Here is a 16,689-nt window from a genome sequence, read left to right as displayed (position 1 = left end):
CGAGTGAGCGAATCGCCGACCCCGGAACCGGCCACCGAACCGGAATGGTGGGACGACCCGTCCCTGCCGTGGCGGCACAAGCCCACCAAGGCTGATCTGGCCTGCTTCAGTTGGCTCGGGGTGGCCGGCGTCTACGGGTTGGTCATGCTGTGGCTGCGCTGGACCTTGATCACACTGAGCCCCGCAGTGCTGGCCTCCCTCGGCTCCTGGTCGGGGATGGTGATGGTCGGCGCGCAGACCGCCGTCGGCAACCAGTGGTGGCCGCTGATCCTCTTCCTCGGCACCTTCGGCCTGATCAAGTTCGACTGGATCTACTGGTGGGCCGGACGGTTGTGGGGGCCCAACCTGATCGAGGTCTGGTCGGGGCGATCGGAACGAGCGCGCCGCATCAACGCCTGGGCTGAGCGCTTCGCCCGCAAGTACGACCTCGCGGCCCTGGTGGTGTCGATGATCCCGTTCGTTCCCGGGCGCGGGGTCGTGGTGGCCGTCCTGGGTGAGGCGGGGACGAGCTTGCGCAAGTTCCTCACCGTCTCGATCCTGTCTTCGGCGGTGGTGAACGCGGGACTGTTGTGGATCGGCTTCCAGATCGGTGAGCCGGCCGTCGATGCGGTCAAGCAGTACGGCAACTATCTGCTGTGGATCTCCGGAGCGGTTCTGGTCGGCACCATCGTCATGGTCTACCGGCAGCAGCAGCAGAGCCGGAAGGCCGCGGGCTGAGCCCGGCGGACGACTCTTCCCGCGACACCCGGTCTCATCCGCAGTAACGCCACCCGAGCAGGCATTACGCTCGGCTCACGGCGGGGCACCCCACAAGCTGGCTGAGACCTTCATTTCGGACCTTCGGGTTCGGGAGCCACTCGAGTCGAGGAAGGTCGACGTCAGAACCCACCCTCCGGTGAGCGGGTGCCTGTCGATCGATCCCCCAACCTCCCTGGGCAGGCATTGCAGTTCCCGGAGGGTGGGTCTGGGTGAGTCAGCGGGGATGGAGCCTCCGACAGGAATCGAACCCGCGACCGTCCGCTTACAAGGCGGGTGCTCTACCAACTGAGCTACGGAGGCAATAGGGCCAGCGCCCGGCCTCATTGTGCCGGTTGCCGGACGCGCCTGTCGAAAACTGTGGCCGGGCTCCTCGCTCAGCCGGGCAGCACCAGGTCAGCCAGCAGCCAGGGACGGTGGTCCTGCCAGTGGGCGACTTCCTGGGCCGCCCATTCGTCCCAGTGGCTGGCGAAGACCGCACCATCGCGGGCCAGGGCGCGGCGCCGGCGCAGCGGCTCGTCCAACTCCATCCAGATGGCCAGGTTGGCCACGGCCCGACTGGCCTCGGTGAGAGCCCCGCACCCCTCGACCACCAGAGGCAGGGAGCGGTTCAGGCTGCGCCGTGGCCCGGGACGTCCGTGCGCCCAGTCCCAGGTGGTGAAGCCGCTCCCGGTGATCAGCCGCGGCACCAGGGCCGAGCCACGGGCCAGGCCCTGCCAGCCCGGGTACAGCTCGTCCAGGCCGACAACTTCCACCTTGCCCGGCCAGTCGTCGGCGATCTCGGCGGCCAGGGTGGTCTTGCCCGAGCCGGCTCCGCCGTCGATCAGGATCACCGGACGCGCGCTGGCCGATCGAAGCTCGGCCAGCTGGCGGCGCAGGCTCTGGGTCAGCACCTCAGTGGACGCCGGCGGCGGTCACGAAGACCAAGCCGTCCCCTTCGATGGTCGGGTTCTCCTCGGCACCCAGGAAGGCCGCCTCACCGGAGCCGAGCTCGAGAGCGGTGCCGTCGGCCTGCAGCCGGGCCGAGCCGCCCACCATCAGCAGCACTCGGGCCGAACCCAGGCCTGGGACCGGCGTGGGCAGCGGGCTGGTCCGAATCCGCCAGACGTCGAACTCGGGGCATTCGGTCGGGAAGTGCTCGACCCCGGGTGCCTCGGTGGTCGGGGTGACCCGAGTCGGGGTGATCGCTTCGAACTCGACAACCTTGACCAGTTCGCCGACGTCGACATGCTTGGCGGTCAGGCCGCCGCGAATCACGTTGTCGGAGTTGGCCATCACCTCGACCCCGGTGCCGGCCAGGTGGGCGTGCATTCGTCCGGCGGGGACGAAAGTGGCGTCGCCCGGCGCCAGCACCACTCGGTTCATCAGCAACGCGGCCAGGATGCCGGGATCGCCGGGGAACACCTCGTCCAACTCGATCACGGTACGGGCGAACTCGCCGAGTTCCCCAGGGGCGTCCTTGTGCTTCATGGCCGCCGCGCAGACCAGCTCGGACAACTCGGCGCGCTCGCCGCTCAGGCTGAGCACGTCCAAGAAGACCTCGGCCATGGCTGCCGGGCCTTTGCGCTCGGTGAGCGGCCCGATCACCGACGCCAGCTCGCTGCTGACCCCCAACTGATCGAACAGCCAGGCGGTGCGGGTCGGTTCCCGGAAGCCGTTCAGGCTGTGGAACTCCGACAAGGCGATGAGCATCTCCGGCTTGGGCCAGTCGTCGCGGTAGGTGCGCTCGGGCGCATCCAGGGCGATCCCGGCGGCGTTCTCACGGGCGAAGCCTTCTACGGCCTGGGCTCGGGACGGGTGCGCCTGCAGGGACAGGGCATGCCGGGCCGACAGCACCTTGACCAGGAAGGGCAGTTGCTCGCCGAACTCGTCCCGGCTCTTGGCGCCAAGCAGTTCGGGCTGTTCGTCCAGCACCTCATCGAGCCGCCGACCTTCGACGGTGGCCGGGCCCAATGGGTGTGCTCCCAGCCAGTACTCGGCGACCGGCTGACCGTTGGGAGCGACGCCGAGCAAGTTCGGGATCGCGTCGGTCGTGCCCCAGGCATAGTGCTGGATCGCGCCGTTCAGCCGCTGCATGGGGGCCTTCCTTCGCTTCTGGGAGGTGGCTCTGACCGAGCCTCAAATGAGTCTAGCCAAGCTGTACTGGCAGAGCCCGGGTCGGCGGGCGGGTTGTCCGGGTATCGACCGGACCCGCCTGGACGAGACGTCCGATCAGTGTCTCCGAGCGAATGACATCGGTGTGATTCACGGTCTAGAATCGACGCATGGCCGAACCGATGCTGATCGCTCCCGCTGAGCTGAACGAGCAGCAGGCTGCCCTCCTCGACTTCGAAAAGCAGTGGTGGGCGCTGCCGGGCTCCAAGGAGACCGAGATCAGGGAACGGTTCGACATCTCGCCGACGCGCTACTATCAGCTGCTCAACTCGCTGATCGACTCCGACGTGGCGCTGGCTCACGATCCCTTGCTGGTCAAGCGGCTCCGCCGCCAGCGGGCTACCCGGCAGAAGGAGCGCACTGCGCGCCGGCTGGGTGTCAGCCTGCACAGCTGAGCGCGACTGTTACTTCGCTCCGCGCAGCGCGGACCTGATCCGACGCAGTCCGGCATTGTTGCGGGGGAGTTCCGGATAGCCCCCGCGAGTCAGCCCCGCCGAACTCTCGAAGAAGTTGGCCGAGGCCGGATGGCCGGTGCGCAGCCACGACCAGGCCGAAGCCAAGCCGTAGCCGACCAGGAATGGCAGGCCCAGGCAGTAGCACCATTGCCAGGCATGGACGGCCTCGTGGGCGGTGGTTCCCGGACGTTGCTGTTCGAGTTCGTCCAGCCGCCGGCCCGGCACGATGATCACATTGCCCACGGTGAAGGCGCCGGCCTTCGGCACGCCCGGCCGATAATGCTCGGCCAGCACCAGGCCGTCCGGACCACCGCTGAGTCGGGCTCGACCGGCCAGGGCGATCAGGAGCCCGAGCGGGGTGGAGAGGTTGACCAGGTTCGCAGTGGCCCGCAGGGCTGAGGTGGCGGTGACGGGCACCGTCCCATTGTGCCTGCCGCGGGCGGTCCGAACCGGTGCGGAACCGTCCTCTTCGGCGGGTCCAGACGTTTGCACTCTCTAGGTGTGAGTGCTAAACATGTATTAGCACTCTCGTCGTGAGAGTGCCATTGTCTAGCTCGATGAGATCCACTGGATCGTCCGTCGCGGGCATCGAAGCGACCAAGACCTGGAAGTTCACCAGTGGGGCCTAGCCCCCGAGACGTCGAAGGATTGCCGAACAGACATGGCGAAACTGATTGAGTTTAATGTCGAGGCGCGCCGCGGCCTGGAGCGTGGGATGAACACCCTCGCCGACGCCGTGCGAGTGACCCTCGGCCCCAAGGGCCGCAATGTGGTCCTGGAGAAGAAGTGGGGCGCCCCCACGATCACCAACGACGGCGTTTCGATCGCCAAGGAGATCGAGCTGGAGGACCCCTACGAGAAGATCGGCGCCGAGCTGGTCAAGGAGGTCGCCAAGAAGACCGACGACGTCGCCGGTGATGGCACCACCACCGCGACCGTGATCGCTCAGGCGATGGTCCGCGAGGGCCTGCGTAACGTCACCGCCGGCGCCAACCCGATGGGCCTGAAGAAGGGCATCGAGAAGGCCGTCGCCGCCATCGTTGCCGAGCTGGGCAACCAGGCCATCGAGATCGAGACCCGTGAGCAGATCGCTGCCACCGCGTCCATCTCTGCCGCCGACACCACCGTGGGCGAGATCATCGCCGAGGCCATGGACAAGGTCGGCAAGGAGGGTGTGATCACCGTCGAGGAGTCGAACACCTTCGGCCTCGACCTCGAGCTCACCGAGGGCATGCGGTTCGACAAGGGCTTCATCTCGCCGTACTTCGTCACCGACGCCGAGCGGATGGAGGCCGTCCTGGACGACCCCTACATCCTGATCGTCAACTCCAAGGTCTCCAACCTGCGCGACCTGCTGCCGCTGCTGGAGAAGGTCGTCCAGTCCGGCAAGCCGCTGCTCGTCGTGGCCGAGGACACCGACGGCGAGGCGCTGGCCGGTCTGATCGTCAACAAGATCAAGGGCACCTTCAAGTCCGTGGCCGTCAAGGCTCCGGGCTTCGGTGACCGCCGCAAGGCCATGCTGGGCGACATCGCCATCCTGACCGGTGGCCAGGTCGTCTCCGAGGAGGTCGGCCTGAAGCTGGACGCCGTCACCCTCGACCTGCTCGGCCGGGCCCGCTCGGTCAAGGTGACCAAGGACGAGACCATCATCATCGACGGTGCCGGCGACGCCGAGCAGATCGCCGGTCGGGTGGCTCAGATCCGTCGCGAGATCGAGAACTCCGACTCCGACTACGACCGCGAGAAGCTGCAGGAGCGGCTGGCCAAGCTGGCCGGCGGCGTTGCCGTGATCAAGGTCGGCGCGGCCACCGAGGTCGAGCTCAAGGAGCGCAAGCACCGCATTGAGGACGCCGTCCGCAACGCCAAGGCTGCGGTCGAGGAGGGCATCGTCCCCGGTGGTGGCGTCGCGCTGCTCCAGGCTGCCGCCATCGCCAAGGTTGCCGTCGAGTCGCTGGTCGGCGACGAGGCGACCGGTGCGCAGATCGTGTTCACCGCCTGCTCAGCTCCGCTGAAGCAGATCGCCATCAACGCCGGCCTCGAGGGCGGCGTGGTGGCCGAGAAGGTGGCCAACCTGCCTGCCGGCGAGGGTCTCAACGCGGCCACCGGCGAGTACGTGAAGATGGTCGAGTCGGGCATCATCGACCCGGCCAAGGTGACCCGTTCCGCACTGCAGAACGCGGCCTCCATCGCGGCGCTGTTCCTGACCACCGAAGCGGTCATCGCCGACAAGCCGGAGAAGACCCCGGCCATGCCGGCCGGCGACGGCGGCATGGGCGGCATGGACTTCTGATCCCTCCTCGGCACACGCGCCGAGAGGATCAGGACTGATCCATCGCAGTACCTCAGCAGGGCCGGTCACCTTCGGGTGGCCGGCCCTGCTGCATCTGTCATAGGTACGCATCGCCCCGCGGAAAAGGGGACAGTTCCCTTTCCTGTGGCGTCCGCGGTGGGAATGATCTGCTCGGACCTGTCGTTGGAGACCAGGTGAGTAGCGAAAGAGGCACGACGGTCGGGTTCCGCTCCGAGCGAGGGGCGGTGCTGCTGGCGTTGATGCTGGCTACCGGGCTGATCGCCATCGACGCCACCATCCTGGCCACCGCGGTCCCGTCCGTGGTCGCCGAACTGGGGGAGTTCAACCAGTTCCCCTGGCTGTTCTCGGTCTACCTGCTGGCCCAGGCGGTCTCGGTGCCGATCTACGCCAAGCTGGCCGACACGATCGGACGCAAGCCGGTGATCCTGGTCGGAGTCGGGCTCTTTCTGATCGGCTCGGTGCTGGCCGGTTTCGCGTGGAGCATGTCCGCGCTGATCGGCTTCCGGGTGTTGCAGGGCTTGGGTGCCGGGGCAGTCTCACCGATGGCCATGACCATCGTCGGTGACATCTACACCGTGGCCGAGCGGGCCCTGGTGCAGGGCTACATTGCCAGCGTCTGGGCGATCTCCTCGGTGGTGGGACCGGCACTGGGCGGCCTGTTCTCCCAGTTCGTCTCGTGGCGCTGGATCTTCTTCGTGAACGTCCCGCTGTGCCTGATCGCCGGCTGGGCGCTGGTTCGCTCCTATCGGGAGACCATCGTGCGCCGCCGGCATCAGATCGACTTCGCCGGCGCCGGCCTGCTCACCGTGGGCCTGACCGCGCTGATCCTGGCCCTGCTCGAGGGCGGCAACGCCTGGGCCTGGGTGTCTTGGCCGAGCCTGGCCAGCTTCGGGATCGGCATCGCTTCACTGGCGGTGTTCCCGCTGGTCGAGCGGCGGGCCGCCGAGCCGATCCTGGAACTGTCGATCCTGACCCGGCCGCTGATTCTCACCACCACGCTGATCTCGTTGGGGATCGGCGCGCTGATGATCGGGATCACCAGCTTCGTCCCGACCTACCTGGAGAACGCGCTCGGCGCCGTCCCGCTGGTGTCGGGGATCGCGGTCGCCGCATTGACCCTCGGCTGGCCGCTGGCCGCCGCACAGTCCGGACGGATGTACCTGCGCTACGGCTACCGGACCACGGTGGTGATCGGCGGGGCCATCGCCCTGGTCGGCGCGGTGGCACTGGCCATCAGCGGTCCCTGGCCGAGCGTCTGGACGGTGGCCATCATCGCCTTCGTGATCGGCTTCGGGCTGGGCTGGACGGCCGCGCCGTCGCTGATCGCGGCCCAGGCCTCGGTGGGCTGGGACGAGCGGGGCGTCGTCACCGGGGTCAACGTCTTCGCCCGGTCGGCGGGCAGCGCGGTCGGGGTGGCCGTCTTCGGAGCCATCGCCAACCAGGTGATCGCTTCCGGTCGAGGCGAGCACGACTTCGCCACTATCGTCTCGGCCTCCACCGGGGTCTTCATCGCCGTCGCGGTGGCCGCGGCCCTGATGGTGCTGGCCAGCCTGTGGCTGCCCCGGGGCGCAGTGGACGCCGCGGCCTACTCGGCCGACGCCATTGCACCGGCTGATCCGACATCGGCGGTCAGCCTCGCAGATGCGGAGCCGGCCGGCGCCTGAGCGTGTCGGGTGCGGCCGGTGCCGGCCACGTCCCATCATTGAGCCATGAGCGGTCTGCTCGAGGTGATCGCGCTGAACGCCGCCGACGCCGAGCGTGCGGAGGCGGGTGGCGCCGACCGGGTCGCTGTCCTCGGCGAACTCGATGACGGCGGGCTCTCGCCGACCCCGAAACTTGTCGCAGAGGTGCGCCGGGCAACCAGCGTCCAACTACGGGTGATGGTCCGGCTGCGGGATGGCTACAGCACCGATGGGGGCGAGGCCGTCCGGCTGCGCGGGCTGATGGCCAGCTACGCCGAAGCCGGTGCCGACGGGATGATCCTCGGCTTCCTGAACGGTCTGGGCGAGGTGGACGTCCCGCTGATCGAGGAGTTGGTCAGTGACGGCACCTGGCCGTGGACCTTCCATCGCGCGATCGATGCCACGCTGGACTCCGATCGAGCCTGGCTGGCGCTGCGGCGGTTGCCCCGGCTGGACCAGGTACTGACTGCCGGATCGGCCCGCGATGTCGAGAACGGCCTGACCGAGTTGGTGGCCCGGGCCAAGGCCGATCCGTGGGCGGCCGGCTTGATCATGGCCGGCGGAGAGTTGCGGGCCGAGCACGTCCCCTGGCTGACCCGGGCCGGAGTCACCGCCTTCCAGGTGGGGTCGGCGGCGCGCCCGTCCCGCTCCTACTCCCAGGACGTGGACGAGGGGCTGGTCCGGTCCTGGCGCACCTTGATCAGCCAGGAGTCGCGGCACCGTCCAATGGGCTAGGCGGACTCGGGGATCGGCTCGATGTGGACGAACGTGGTCGTCCCGGGCAGTGCGGCGTCGACCGCAGCCTCCACCTCATCGGCCAGATCATGGCCGTGCTGGACGGTCCAGCTGCCCGGCACCTCCAAGGTGGCGTAGACGAAGCGCTGCCGTCCGGACTCCCGGGTGCGCAACTCGGTGACATCGACCTTCGGATCGGCGCAGGCATGGGCCAGGACCGCAGAGACGATGGCGATCTCATCCTCGGGCAGGGCTGCGTCGAGCAGGCCAACCACCGAGCGGCGGACCAGCTGGTAGCCGGTGAACAAGATGTTGATGCCCACACCGATGGCCACGATCGGGTCCAGCGGCATCCAGCCGGTGAGGGCGACCAGGCCGATCCCGACCAGCACGCCCACCGACGTCCACACGTCGGTGAGTAGGTGCTTGCCGTCGGCCTCGAGGGTGATCGAGCGATGGGCTCGACCGGCCCGCAGCAGGGCCAGGCCCACGCCGAGGTTCAGCAGACTGGCCACCACCGAGATGGCCAGGCCGATGCCGAGCTGCTCCAGCGGCTCCGGCTTCATCAACCGGCCGATGGCCGAGTAGATGATGGCGGCCGCGGCCACGAAGATCAGAGCGCCTTCGACGCCCGCCGAGACGTACTCGGCCTTGCCGTGGCCGAAGTCGTGGTTGTGGTCGGCCGGCTTGGCCGACAGCCGGATCGCCCAGGCCGCAACCAGTGCGGCCACCAGGTTCACCGTGGACTCGGCGGCGTCCGACCACAGGCCCACCGAGTTGGTGAGGTAGGCGGCCAGCGACTTGATCGTCACCGTGGCCAACGCAGTGGCCACCGAGAGCCAGAGGAACCGCTCCAGCAGCTTCTGACGGTCTTCAGGCCGTGGGAGATCAGGGCTATCGGCTACCGGGGAGGACACCCGGGTCATCTTACCGGGACGGTGGACTCTTCGACTCGTCCCAGCTGGAGCACGGTGGGCGCCCCGACTCTGGCTACCAAGTCAGGAATCATGGCCGGCCATACCGGCTCGGTGAGTTGTGCCAGGGCGTCCAGCCGATGCCAGGCCCAACCGTCCAGTCGCAGGAGTTCGGACGCGGTCAGCCCGCCCGGGACCGGCTCGAACGGCGCCTCGACCACCATCACGAAGAAGCTCTCTCGCTGGACCAGGATCCGATCCGAGTACCCATGGACGGCTTCGCGCTCGGCCACCGGCCCGATCAGTTGGTGGGCATCGACCAACAGCCCGGTCTCCTCGGCCAGTTCGCGGGCAGCGGCGTCCCGGTCGCTCTCGCCGGGGTCGATCCCGCCGCCCGGGGTGACCCACCATCGACTGCCCGGCACTCCGGGATCGGTGTCGGCCAAGAGCAGCACCGAGGTCAGGTCGGTGACCACCACTCGGGTGCCGCGTCGCTGGTGACGCCGACGCGCGTCGGCCGGCGGCACGCTCATCGGTAGCGGAACGGTTGTTCGCCGGCACGCAGGGCCGAGCCGACGATCAGGCTCAACGTGATCGCCACCACCCAGCTGGCCAGTTGGCAGCTGCCCGCCAGGCTGGCGAACAGGGCGTCCAGATCGTTCCCGGAACTGGCGATGCTGAACATGGCGATGGCCAGCATCGCGAAGCCGGTGAACTGCCAGGTGCGATGGACGGCCTCGCGCCGATAGCCGATCCGTGAGCTGAGCACGAAGGCGATCACCAAGGTGAACGGGGCCGCCCAGCCGAAGACCATGCCGATTGCCATGGTGATTGCCACACCGGGGGTGATTCCAGCCAGCAGCTGCCGGACGGTCACCCGTGGCGACTCGACCGGAACCGGGACCGGCGGTGGGGCGAACCACTGCTGGCTGCCCGGTGCCGGGAACGGGCTCGGGTTGACCTGAACCGCGGCGTGCGGCGCCGGTGGTGCCAGGTAGCCGCCCAGTGGCGCGTCGGTGACTCCGAACGGCTGACTCGGCAGCCGAGGCTCGGTGCTGGTCAGCGGGGTGACCTGGGAGATGAAGGGCAGGTTCGGGTTGCGTCCCGGTGCCGCCGAGGGGGCCAGTGCGGCCAGGGCCGGCTGCTCCTGCTCGGGAGCGGTGAATCGAGGCTCGGCGTCGGGAACCGGCACAGCCGGGGGAGCCGGAACCGGGTCGACCTGCAGCGGCTCGGCGTCCGGCATCACGAATGCGGCCGGGCGCACCAGCGGCGCGTACTCTGGTCCGTCCTGCCAGCTGGCCATGGGCCAATAGTAGGCGGACCGGGGACGCCGGGGCGTCCGGGGCGAGTTGTGCTGCCGGCAGCGGTGTGCTCGCTGGCCGGGTATTGGTTAGGCTGGAGGCTGGTCGAGAAGTCGATCATCAGTTGGTTGCGGGAGTTGAGGCGAAAATGCCAGTCGGCAAGGTGCGGTACTACGACGCGGAGAAGGGATTCGGGTTCCTCTCCAAGGATGAGGGCGGGGACGACGTCTACGTCCGCGCTGCGGCGCTGCCGGACGGCGTGACCAGCCTCAAGCGCGGCCAGAAGGTCGAGTTCGGTGTGGTGGACGGCAAGAAGGGTGAGCAGGCGCTGTCGGTGCGGCTCCTCGATCCGCCGCCCTCGCTGTCCAAGGCTGCCCGCAAGTCCCCGGAGGTCATGGCCATCATCGTCGAGGATCTGATCAAGATGCTCGACAACGTCGGCAACGGCTACCGCAGAGGTCGCCACCCAGATTCCAAGGTGGCCGGCAAGACCGCGGCCGTGTTGCGCGCGGTCGCCGACGAGTTGGAGCTGTAGTGGCTGCCACTCTCGAGCTGGATGCGGTCTGCGCCGGAGCCGTCGAACTGGCCCGAGCGGCAGCCGTCCGCCGCGCCGGTGTGCTGGAGGTCGGCGAACACCTCGGGGTGGTTGCCGAGGACGTCCGAGTCGCCACCCATCGGTTTGCCTGCGTGCACCCGGGCTACCCGGGCTGGCAGTGGGAGGTGAGCGTGGTTCGGGCCGCCCGAGCCAAGGACGCCACCGTCAACGAGGTCACCCTGCGTCCCGGTGAAGGTGCCCTGCTGGCACCGGCCTGGGTCCCGTGGAGCGATCGGATCGGCCCCAAGGACCTCACTCCCGGAGTGCTGGCGCCGACCGCGGTCGACGACGTCCGGCTGGAGCCGGGCTACACCGGTGGCGAGTTCGCTGCCGATGCCGACCCGGCTGAGGCCAGCCAGGTGCGGGCATTGGTGGCCGAGTTGGGCCTGGGCCGCGAGCGCGTCCTGTCGATCGTCGGACGAGACGATGCCGCTGAGCGCTGGCTGGACGGACCCGGTGGCGCCGAGAACTCGATGACGCAGCAGGCACCGGCCAACTGCGTCACCTGCGGCTTCTTCGTCGGGCTGAGTGGCAGCCTGGGCCGAGTCTTCGGCGTATGCGCCAACGAGCTGTCGCCGGCCGACGGCTCAGTGGTGAGTGTCGATCATGGCTGTGGCGGTCATTCCGACGTCGTCGAGCCGGCTCGCGGTGTGGATCTGTCAGTTCCGGTCTGGGACACGATCCGGATCGACTCCGAGATCTTCGACTGAGCCTGTCTCGGCCTCCGGCTCATCGCCGGAGCGCTTGCGGCGGCGGGATCGGAAGATCCCGAAGCTGAGCCCGAACACGCCCATGACGGTGCCGGTCGCGGCGACCCACAGATGCCACAGCTGATCGGCGGCGATGAGCTGTGGGATGGCCGTCCACAAGATGCCGGTGGAGATCGCGAAGGCGGCAGTTCCGACGCTGACGACGGCAACTCCGTCCGGGTCCAAGGCGCGCACCGGCGCCTGCACCAACAGGGGTTTGTGCTGGTGGGCGTTTTCGATCACGGACACCACCCTATGTCCTGGCTGAGAGCCCCTACCATTCCGCCATGGCGAACCCTGGTTCTTCGACGGTTACACCGTCCTCTGCAAAGGTAAGCGGCTTCGACGCCTGGTTTGAGCTCACTAAGCGTGGCTCCAGCCTGGGTCGTGAGATTCGCGGCGGCCTGGTGACCTTCTTCACCATGGCCTACATCATCGTCCTCAACCCCATCATCATCGGCACCGTTCCGGACGTGAACGGCAACCTGATCACCGGCGCCCCGATCTCGAACGGCGCCAACATCCCGATCTCGATCGGGGCAGTGGCGGCCGCAACGGCGCTGGTCGCCGGCATTCTGACCATCTTCATGGGCAGCTATGGACGCTTCCCGATCGCACTGGCCGCGGGCCTGGGCATCAATGCCGTGGTGGCCTACACCATTGCCGCGAAGATGAGCTGGACCGCTGCCATGGGCCTGGTCTTCTGGGAAGGCCTGATCATCACGATCCTGGTCTTCACCGGCTTCCGCAAGGCCGTCTTCAATGCCGTGCCGCGCAACATCCGGGCGGCCATTTCGGTCGGCATCGGCCTGTTCATCGCCTTCATCGGCCTGGTCGACGGCGGCATCGTCCGCTCGGCGAAGGGCACGCCGGTCGAGCTCGGCGTTTTCGGTAGCCTCAACGGCTGGCCGATTGCCATCTTCGTGATCACCTTGCTGCTGTTGATCGTCCTGTACGTGAAGCGGGTCAAGGGCGCGATCCTGATCGCCATCCTCTCCGGCACCGTGATCAGCGTGATCGTTGAGACGGTTCTCCACATCGGCAAGGCCAAGGACGCGACCGGCGCCATTGTGAATGCCACCGGCTGGATGTCCAACCTTCCGGCCTTCGGTGGCTGGACCGGCGTCGACCTGAGCCTGCTCGGCAAGGCCTGGCTCAACCCCGGTGAGTTCTTCTTCGGCGGCTTCGCCAGCCCGGTCGGCGTGATCGCCGTGATCCTGCTGGTCTTCTCGCTGCTGCTGGCCGACTTCTTCGACACCATGGGCACCATCGTGGCCGTGGGCGCCGAGGGCAACCTGCTCGAGGCGGACGGCAACCCGCCGCACACCCAGGAGATCCTGATCGTCGACTCGATCGCCGCCATGGCCGGTGGCCTGACCTCGACCTCGTCGAACACCTCCTACATCGAGTCGGCTTCCGGCGTCGGTGACGGTGCCAAGACCGGTATCGCCTCGATCGTGACCGGTGTGGCCTTCCTGTTGGCCATCGTGCTGTCGCCGCTGGTCAACATGGTTCCGGCCGAGGCTGCCGCTCCGGCGCTGGCCTTCGTGGGCTTCCTGATGATGTCCCAGGTCGTCCACATCGACTGGACTGATCCGGAAGAGGGCATCCCGGCCTTCTTCGCCATCATCCTGATGCCGTTCGCCTACTCGATCACCGTGGGAATCGGCGTCGGCTTCGTGCTGTTCGTCGCCATCAAGGTGATCGTCGGCAAGGCCAGCAAGGTCCACCCGCTGTTGTGGGCTGTGGCTGCCGCCTTCTTGATCTACTTCGTGCAGGGCCCGATCCTCGACGCCGTGCTGGCCAAGTAGTCGCCGATTCACAGACGGCGTCGTCCCCTGCTGGGGGCGACGCCGTTCGGCGTTTCCGGACCGATGGTGCACCTCAGGGCTGGAAGACGGCGACCAGATCGGGCCAGGGTGGTTGCTGCGTCCAGCCCGGCCGGGCCTCCAGCCAGTCCAGGATCGTGTCGGCCAGCTCGCGGCGTGCCGGGGGCAACTCGCTCACGCAAGGTCGCCAGGACGGGGCGATCGCGGCGGCGTGCTCGGCCGGCACCCAGCCGGCCGACCACCCTGGGCCGGGCGCGAGCGGGACGCCCAGGCCGGCCTTGAGTAGGTCGGTCAGTCCCAGTCGCGAGGACACCCCGCTGCAGGCCAGGTCGAAGTCGAAGTCGGCCAGTTGCTGGCCGGTCATGGGCAGAGCCAGGCCGTTCGGGGCCAGCTCGTCCAGCCAGGCCAGCAGCAGGACCCAGGCGGCGCCCAGTCGATCCGGTGGCAGGTAGCGACTGGCCAGCAGTGCGTCCACCTCGGCTGCGGTGGGTACGTTCGGCCGGGTGATCGGAGCGCCTGGGTGACGGCGGAACGCCGGGCCGAGCTTGCCGAGCAACCCCGGAGTGGCCGGAGCCTGTTCAGCGAAACGCCGGGTCGCCGTCGCTCGCAGTCGGTCGGCCAGCAGCGGGTCCGCGCCGAAGATGCCGCGAACCTCGTCGATGGTCACCGCGTAGAGCCACAGCGTGCTCATGACACAACGGTAGTCGCCACGCCAACCGGTGAGCAGGATCTGCGGGGTCGGGTGCGTCGGCTCCGAATGGCTCTGGGCCGCCGCCGCTCCGCCGCTAGCGGCGGTCGTTCAGGTGGGCGGTTCGTGAGTTCTTCGCGAGGCCCGGTAGGCTCAACGACATGATTTCGCTGGTGCGCCGCGCGGTGGCGGGCGTTGTGGCAGCCCTGGTGGTGCTGCTCGGAGTGTCGATCCCGTCGATCGCTGCCGCTGAGACGACCTCGCCAAAGCCGTCGCCGAGTGCGGCGAGCACGCTCAGCCCCGGGGCGACCGCCAAGGCCTCACCGACCGCGGAGTCCACCGATGACAGTGATGACGGCTCGGGCCCCGACGACAGCCAGGGCGCTGCGCCGGACGACTCGCGTCAGGCCTGGGCGCTCGGCGCAGCCGGGTTGCTGGCTGTGATCGCTGCGGCCGTCGTCCTGTTGCGCCGCTGACGAAGCCTTAGGCCAGCTCGTTCAGCCCGATCCGGACCTGGCGTAGCTGCTGTCCGAAACCGACCAGCACCGTCCGATTCGGATCCGGGACGGGAAGCACCGAACCCACTCTCAGTTGGCGCAACGGCTCGAACTCGGGCCGGCTCAGCACCTCGTTGACAGCTGCGGCGTCGCCGCCGGCCACCACCGCGTCCAAGCGCCCGGCTTCGGGGAGCAGGATCGCGGCAACGTCGTCGGCCGCCGCGCTGAAGGCGTGATCTGCCTGATTGGCCCGCCTGCGGGCGTAGCGCTGCTGCGACCAGCCGCCGGCCTTCGTCCGTCCCTGGACGTAGTGGCTGGCGTGATGACCGGTGATCAGCTCCGCGCCGGAGAAGATGCCGATGGCATGCGCTCGGCGCCGCACGATCAGCCCGCCGACCAGCCTGGGTCGCAGCGCATCGGCGACCAGCTCAGCCAGCGGATCCAGACCGGGTAGCGGCCCCCAGGGCAGCCGGACCGCCGCGCGGGCGCCGTCGGGGGCGTCCAGATGCAGCGCATCGGGAGCCAGACGTAGCTCCGGGCGGCCGTGCCGGTCGGTGAATCCGGTCAGCCAACCGGCGAGTCTTTCCGGAGCTACCGGCACCAGCCGAGCCATTTGCGTGTCGGACATAGCTATAGTCTGGCTGGAACCGCGGGAGGAGTCAGATGAGCGATCTCATCGATACCACTGAGATGTATCTGCGGACCATTTACGAGCTCGGTGAGGAAGGCGTGCCGCCGTTGCGCGCCCGGATCGCTGAGCGGCTGGGACAGAGCGGCCCGACGGTCTCGCAGACGGTGGCCCGGATGGAACGCGACGGTCTGGTCGCGGTGCATCCGGATCGGCATCTGGTCCTCAGCGAGCGGGGCCGGCAGCTGGCCGAGCAAGTGATGCGCAAGCATCGGCTCGCCGAGCGGCTGCTGGTGGATGTGATCGGCCTGGACTGGCGGCTGGTCCACGAGGAAGCCTGCCGCTGGGAGCATGTGATCTCCGACCAGGTCGAGCGCCAGCTGTTGCGGCTGCTGGACAACCCCGTGCATTCCCCCTACGGCAACCCGATTCCCGGACTGACCGAGCTGGGTGCTCCGGCCGCGGCGGAAGACTTCCTGGACGGCGTGGAACTGCTCTCCCTGCGGCTGGCCGACGGCGAGGTCCACGAGGTGGTCTTCGCCCGGATGAGTGAGGCGGCCCAGGGTGATATCGAGTTGCTTGGGCATCTCGCCGCCCTCGGAGTGGCCGAGCGGCGCCCGATACAAGCCCAGCTCCGTGGCCGCAAGATCGTCCTGGGGGAGCAGGAGCAGGTGCTGGTTCCGGTCGAACTGGGCGACCAACTGTTCGTCGTTGTCGACTGAGCCTCTGGAATACCCCACCGAACTCCCAGCGTTGTCTAGGACTGAAACCTACTGAAGGAAGTCATGGCAACCATCACCCTGACCGCTGCGGATTTCGGCAAGACCATCGAGTCCGGCATTGTCTTCATCGACTTCTGGGCCACCTGGTGCCCGCCGTGCCGGATGTTCGGCCCGATCTTCGAGTCGGCCTCGAACAACCACACCGACGCGGTCTTCGCCAAGGTGGACACCGACGCCGAGGGGGAGCTGGCCGGCGCACTGGAGATCAGCTCGATCCCGACCCTGATGGCCTTCCGGGACGGGTACCTGGTCTTCCGCCAGGCCGGTGCGCTGAGCAAGTCCGCCTTCGAGAATGTGATCTCTCAGGTCAAGGAACTCGACATGGACAAGCTCAAGGAAGAGGCCGCGACCGCGGCTGGCCACTGAGTCTGCACGAATTCTCGGCGTGTCCCCCATAGGAGTGACAACGCCGGGACGTCTTCCCTATAGTTGCGCGCAGGGTTCCTGCCCCATCCCCCCGGGCAGGAACCCTATCTATTTCCGGCTGGAGCTCGGGGTCCGACAAGGGACATCGCCCCTCTCAGATGCACACGCCGGGGGCCGCCCTGTACTCTCTGGTCAAACGATTTAGCCACCACGTGGGACCGCCGGGGTTCCGCTCGGGCGTGGAGGC

Annotated in this window: 20 protein-coding genes and 1 tRNA gene; 11 read left to right on the top strand and 10 right to left on the bottom strand. The window is 68.2% G+C overall.

Annotated features, from left to right (window positions below; all coding sequences use genetic code 11):
- The first annotated feature begins 3 nt into the window (after positions 1-3).
- On the top strand, positions 4-717 hold the full coding sequence (locus ATK74_RS10165) for a DedA family protein (RefSeq protein ID WP_098460918.1): 714 nt from the start codon (positions 4-6) through the stop codon (positions 715-717).
- A 266-nt stretch (positions 718-983) separates the two neighbouring features.
- On the opposite strand, the gene ATK74_RS10160 is transcribed toward ATK74_RS10165, so the two are convergent.
- The 3 genes from ATK74_RS10160 to manA form a co-directional block, all read right to left on the bottom strand.
- Positions 984-1,059: transfer RNA gene (locus ATK74_RS10160), tRNA-Thr, on the bottom strand.
- Between the two features lie 74 nt (positions 1,060-1,133).
- Entirely contained in the window at positions 1,134-1,649 is a 516-nt protein-coding gene (locus ATK74_RS10155; protein ID WP_211283346.1) for a nucleoside/nucleotide kinase family protein, read from the bottom strand.
- Between the two features lies 1 nt (position 1,650).
- Positions 1,651-2,832 (bottom strand): mannose-6-phosphate isomerase, class I, encoded by a 1,182-nt coding sequence (gene manA, locus ATK74_RS10150; protein WP_098460917.1) that lies wholly within the window; start codon positions 2,830-2,832, stop codon positions 1,651-1,653.
- A gap of 188 nt (positions 2,833-3,020) precedes the next feature.
- Here manA and ATK74_RS10145 point away from each other — a divergent pair, with 188 nt between their 5' ends.
- Positions 3,021-3,305: a DUF3263 domain-containing protein gene (locus ATK74_RS10145; protein ID WP_098460916.1), complete on the top strand. Its 285-nt coding sequence runs from the start codon at positions 3,021-3,023 to the stop codon at positions 3,303-3,305.
- A gap of 9 nt (positions 3,306-3,314) precedes the next feature.
- On the opposite strand, the gene ATK74_RS10140 is transcribed toward ATK74_RS10145, so the two are convergent.
- Entirely contained in the window at positions 3,315-3,782 is a 468-nt protein-coding gene (locus ATK74_RS10140) for a hypothetical protein (RefSeq protein WP_098460915.1), read from the bottom strand.
- A gap of 244 nt (positions 3,783-4,026) precedes the next feature.
- Here ATK74_RS10140 and groL point away from each other — a divergent pair, with 244 nt between their 5' ends.
- From groL to ATK74_RS10125, 3 genes are all read left to right on the top strand, one after another.
- Complete coding sequence (gene groL / locus ATK74_RS10135) at positions 4,027-5,655, top strand: chaperonin GroEL (RefSeq protein WP_098460914.1); 1,629 nt, start codon at positions 4,027-4,029, stop codon at positions 5,653-5,655.
- 194 nt (positions 5,656-5,849) lie between these two features.
- Positions 5,850-7,340, top strand: a complete 1,491-nt coding sequence (locus ATK74_RS10130; protein ID WP_211283345.1) for an MFS transporter — start codon at positions 5,850-5,852, stop codon at positions 7,338-7,340.
- 45 nt (positions 7,341-7,385) lie between these two features.
- On the top strand, positions 7,386-8,093 hold the full coding sequence (locus tag ATK74_RS10125) for a copper homeostasis protein CutC (protein ID WP_098460913.1): 708 nt from the start codon (positions 7,386-7,388) through the stop codon (positions 8,091-8,093).
- On the opposite strand, the gene ATK74_RS10120 is transcribed toward ATK74_RS10125, so the two are convergent.
- Genes ATK74_RS10120 through ATK74_RS10110 form a run of 3 tightly spaced genes read right to left on the bottom strand, consistent with a single transcriptional unit; the run spans position 8,090 to position 10,310 of the window.
- On the bottom strand, positions 8,090-9,010 hold the full coding sequence (locus tag ATK74_RS10120; protein WP_211283344.1) for a cation diffusion facilitator family transporter: 921 nt from the start codon (positions 9,008-9,010) through the stop codon (positions 8,090-8,092). The two genes, ATK74_RS10125 and ATK74_RS10120, sit on opposite strands and share 4 nt — an antisense overlap.
- 5 nt (positions 9,011-9,015) lie before the next feature.
- Complete coding sequence (locus ATK74_RS10115) at positions 9,016-9,540, bottom strand: NUDIX hydrolase (protein WP_098460911.1); 525 nt, start codon at positions 9,538-9,540, stop codon at positions 9,016-9,018.
- Positions 9,537-10,310 carry a hypothetical protein gene (locus tag ATK74_RS10110; RefSeq protein WP_098460910.1) on the bottom strand — a complete coding sequence of 258 codons (774 nt, stop codon included), beginning with the start codon at positions 10,308-10,310 and terminating at the stop codon, positions 9,537-9,539. Before ATK74_RS10110 ends, ATK74_RS10115 begins: the two co-directional genes overlap by 4 nt.
- A 146-nt stretch (positions 10,311-10,456) precedes the next feature.
- On the opposite strand from ATK74_RS10110, the gene ATK74_RS10105 reads away from it, so the two are divergent.
- Positions 10,457-10,843, top strand: a complete 387-nt coding sequence (locus ATK74_RS10105; RefSeq protein WP_098460909.1) for a cold-shock protein — start codon at positions 10,457-10,459, stop codon at positions 10,841-10,843.
- Positions 10,843-11,613 (top strand): DUF3027 domain-containing protein, encoded by a 771-nt coding sequence (locus tag ATK74_RS10100; protein WP_098460908.1) that lies wholly within the window; start codon positions 10,843-10,845, stop codon positions 11,611-11,613. The genes ATK74_RS10105 and ATK74_RS10100 overlap by 1 nt, the downstream gene beginning before the upstream one ends.
- Here ATK74_RS10100 and ATK74_RS10095 read toward each other — a convergent pair.
- Entirely contained in the window at positions 11,563-11,901 is a 339-nt protein-coding gene (locus ATK74_RS10095) for a DUF2530 domain-containing protein (protein ID WP_098460907.1), read from the bottom strand. The genes ATK74_RS10100 and ATK74_RS10095 overlap by 51 nt on opposite strands.
- Positions 11,902-11,939: 38 nt before the next feature.
- Here ATK74_RS10095 and ATK74_RS10090 point away from each other — a divergent pair, with 38 nt between their 5' ends.
- Positions 11,940-13,463 (top strand): NCS2 family permease, encoded by a 1,524-nt coding sequence (locus tag ATK74_RS10090; protein WP_098460906.1) that lies wholly within the window; start codon positions 11,940-11,942, stop codon positions 13,461-13,463.
- A 73-nt stretch (positions 13,464-13,536) separates the two neighbouring features.
- On the opposite strand, the gene ATK74_RS10085 is transcribed toward ATK74_RS10090, so the two are convergent.
- Positions 13,537-14,172 (bottom strand): DUF7691 family protein, encoded by a 636-nt coding sequence (locus tag ATK74_RS10085; RefSeq protein WP_098460905.1) that lies wholly within the window; start codon positions 14,170-14,172, stop codon positions 13,537-13,539.
- Positions 14,173-14,330: 158 nt separating this feature from the next.
- Here ATK74_RS10085 and ATK74_RS10080 point away from each other — a divergent pair, with 158 nt between their 5' ends.
- Complete coding sequence (locus ATK74_RS10080) at positions 14,331-14,645, top strand: hypothetical protein (RefSeq protein ID WP_098460904.1); 315 nt, start codon at positions 14,331-14,333, stop codon at positions 14,643-14,645.
- Positions 14,646-14,652: 7 nt separating this feature from the next.
- On the opposite strand, the gene ATK74_RS10075 is transcribed toward ATK74_RS10080, so the two are convergent.
- A complete protein-coding gene (locus ATK74_RS10075; RefSeq protein ID WP_098460903.1) occupies positions 14,653-15,294 on the bottom strand; it encodes an acVLRF1 family peptidyl-tRNA hydrolase in 642 nt (213 codons plus the stop codon).
- 35 nt (positions 15,295-15,329) lie between these two features.
- Between ATK74_RS10075 and ATK74_RS10070 the strand changes: the two genes are divergently transcribed.
- Complete coding sequence (locus tag ATK74_RS10070; RefSeq protein WP_098460902.1) at positions 15,330-16,016, top strand: metal-dependent transcriptional regulator; 687 nt, start codon at positions 15,330-15,332, stop codon at positions 16,014-16,016.
- A gap of 63 nt (positions 16,017-16,079) precedes the next feature.
- Positions 16,080-16,442: a thioredoxin gene (trxA, locus tag ATK74_RS10065; protein WP_098460901.1), complete on the top strand. Its 363-nt coding sequence runs from the start codon at positions 16,080-16,082 to the stop codon at positions 16,440-16,442.
- The last annotated feature ends 247 nt before the right edge of the window (positions 16,443-16,689 follow it).

Source organism: Propionicimonas paludicola, from assembly GCF_002563675.1.
In the GTDB taxonomy this organism is placed as follows: Bacteria; Actinomycetota; Actinomycetes; order Propionibacteriales; family Propionibacteriaceae; genus Propionicimonas; species Propionicimonas paludicola.
Note: the sequence above shows the minus strand (reverse complement) of the source record. Positions and strands in the feature narration are given on the sequence as shown.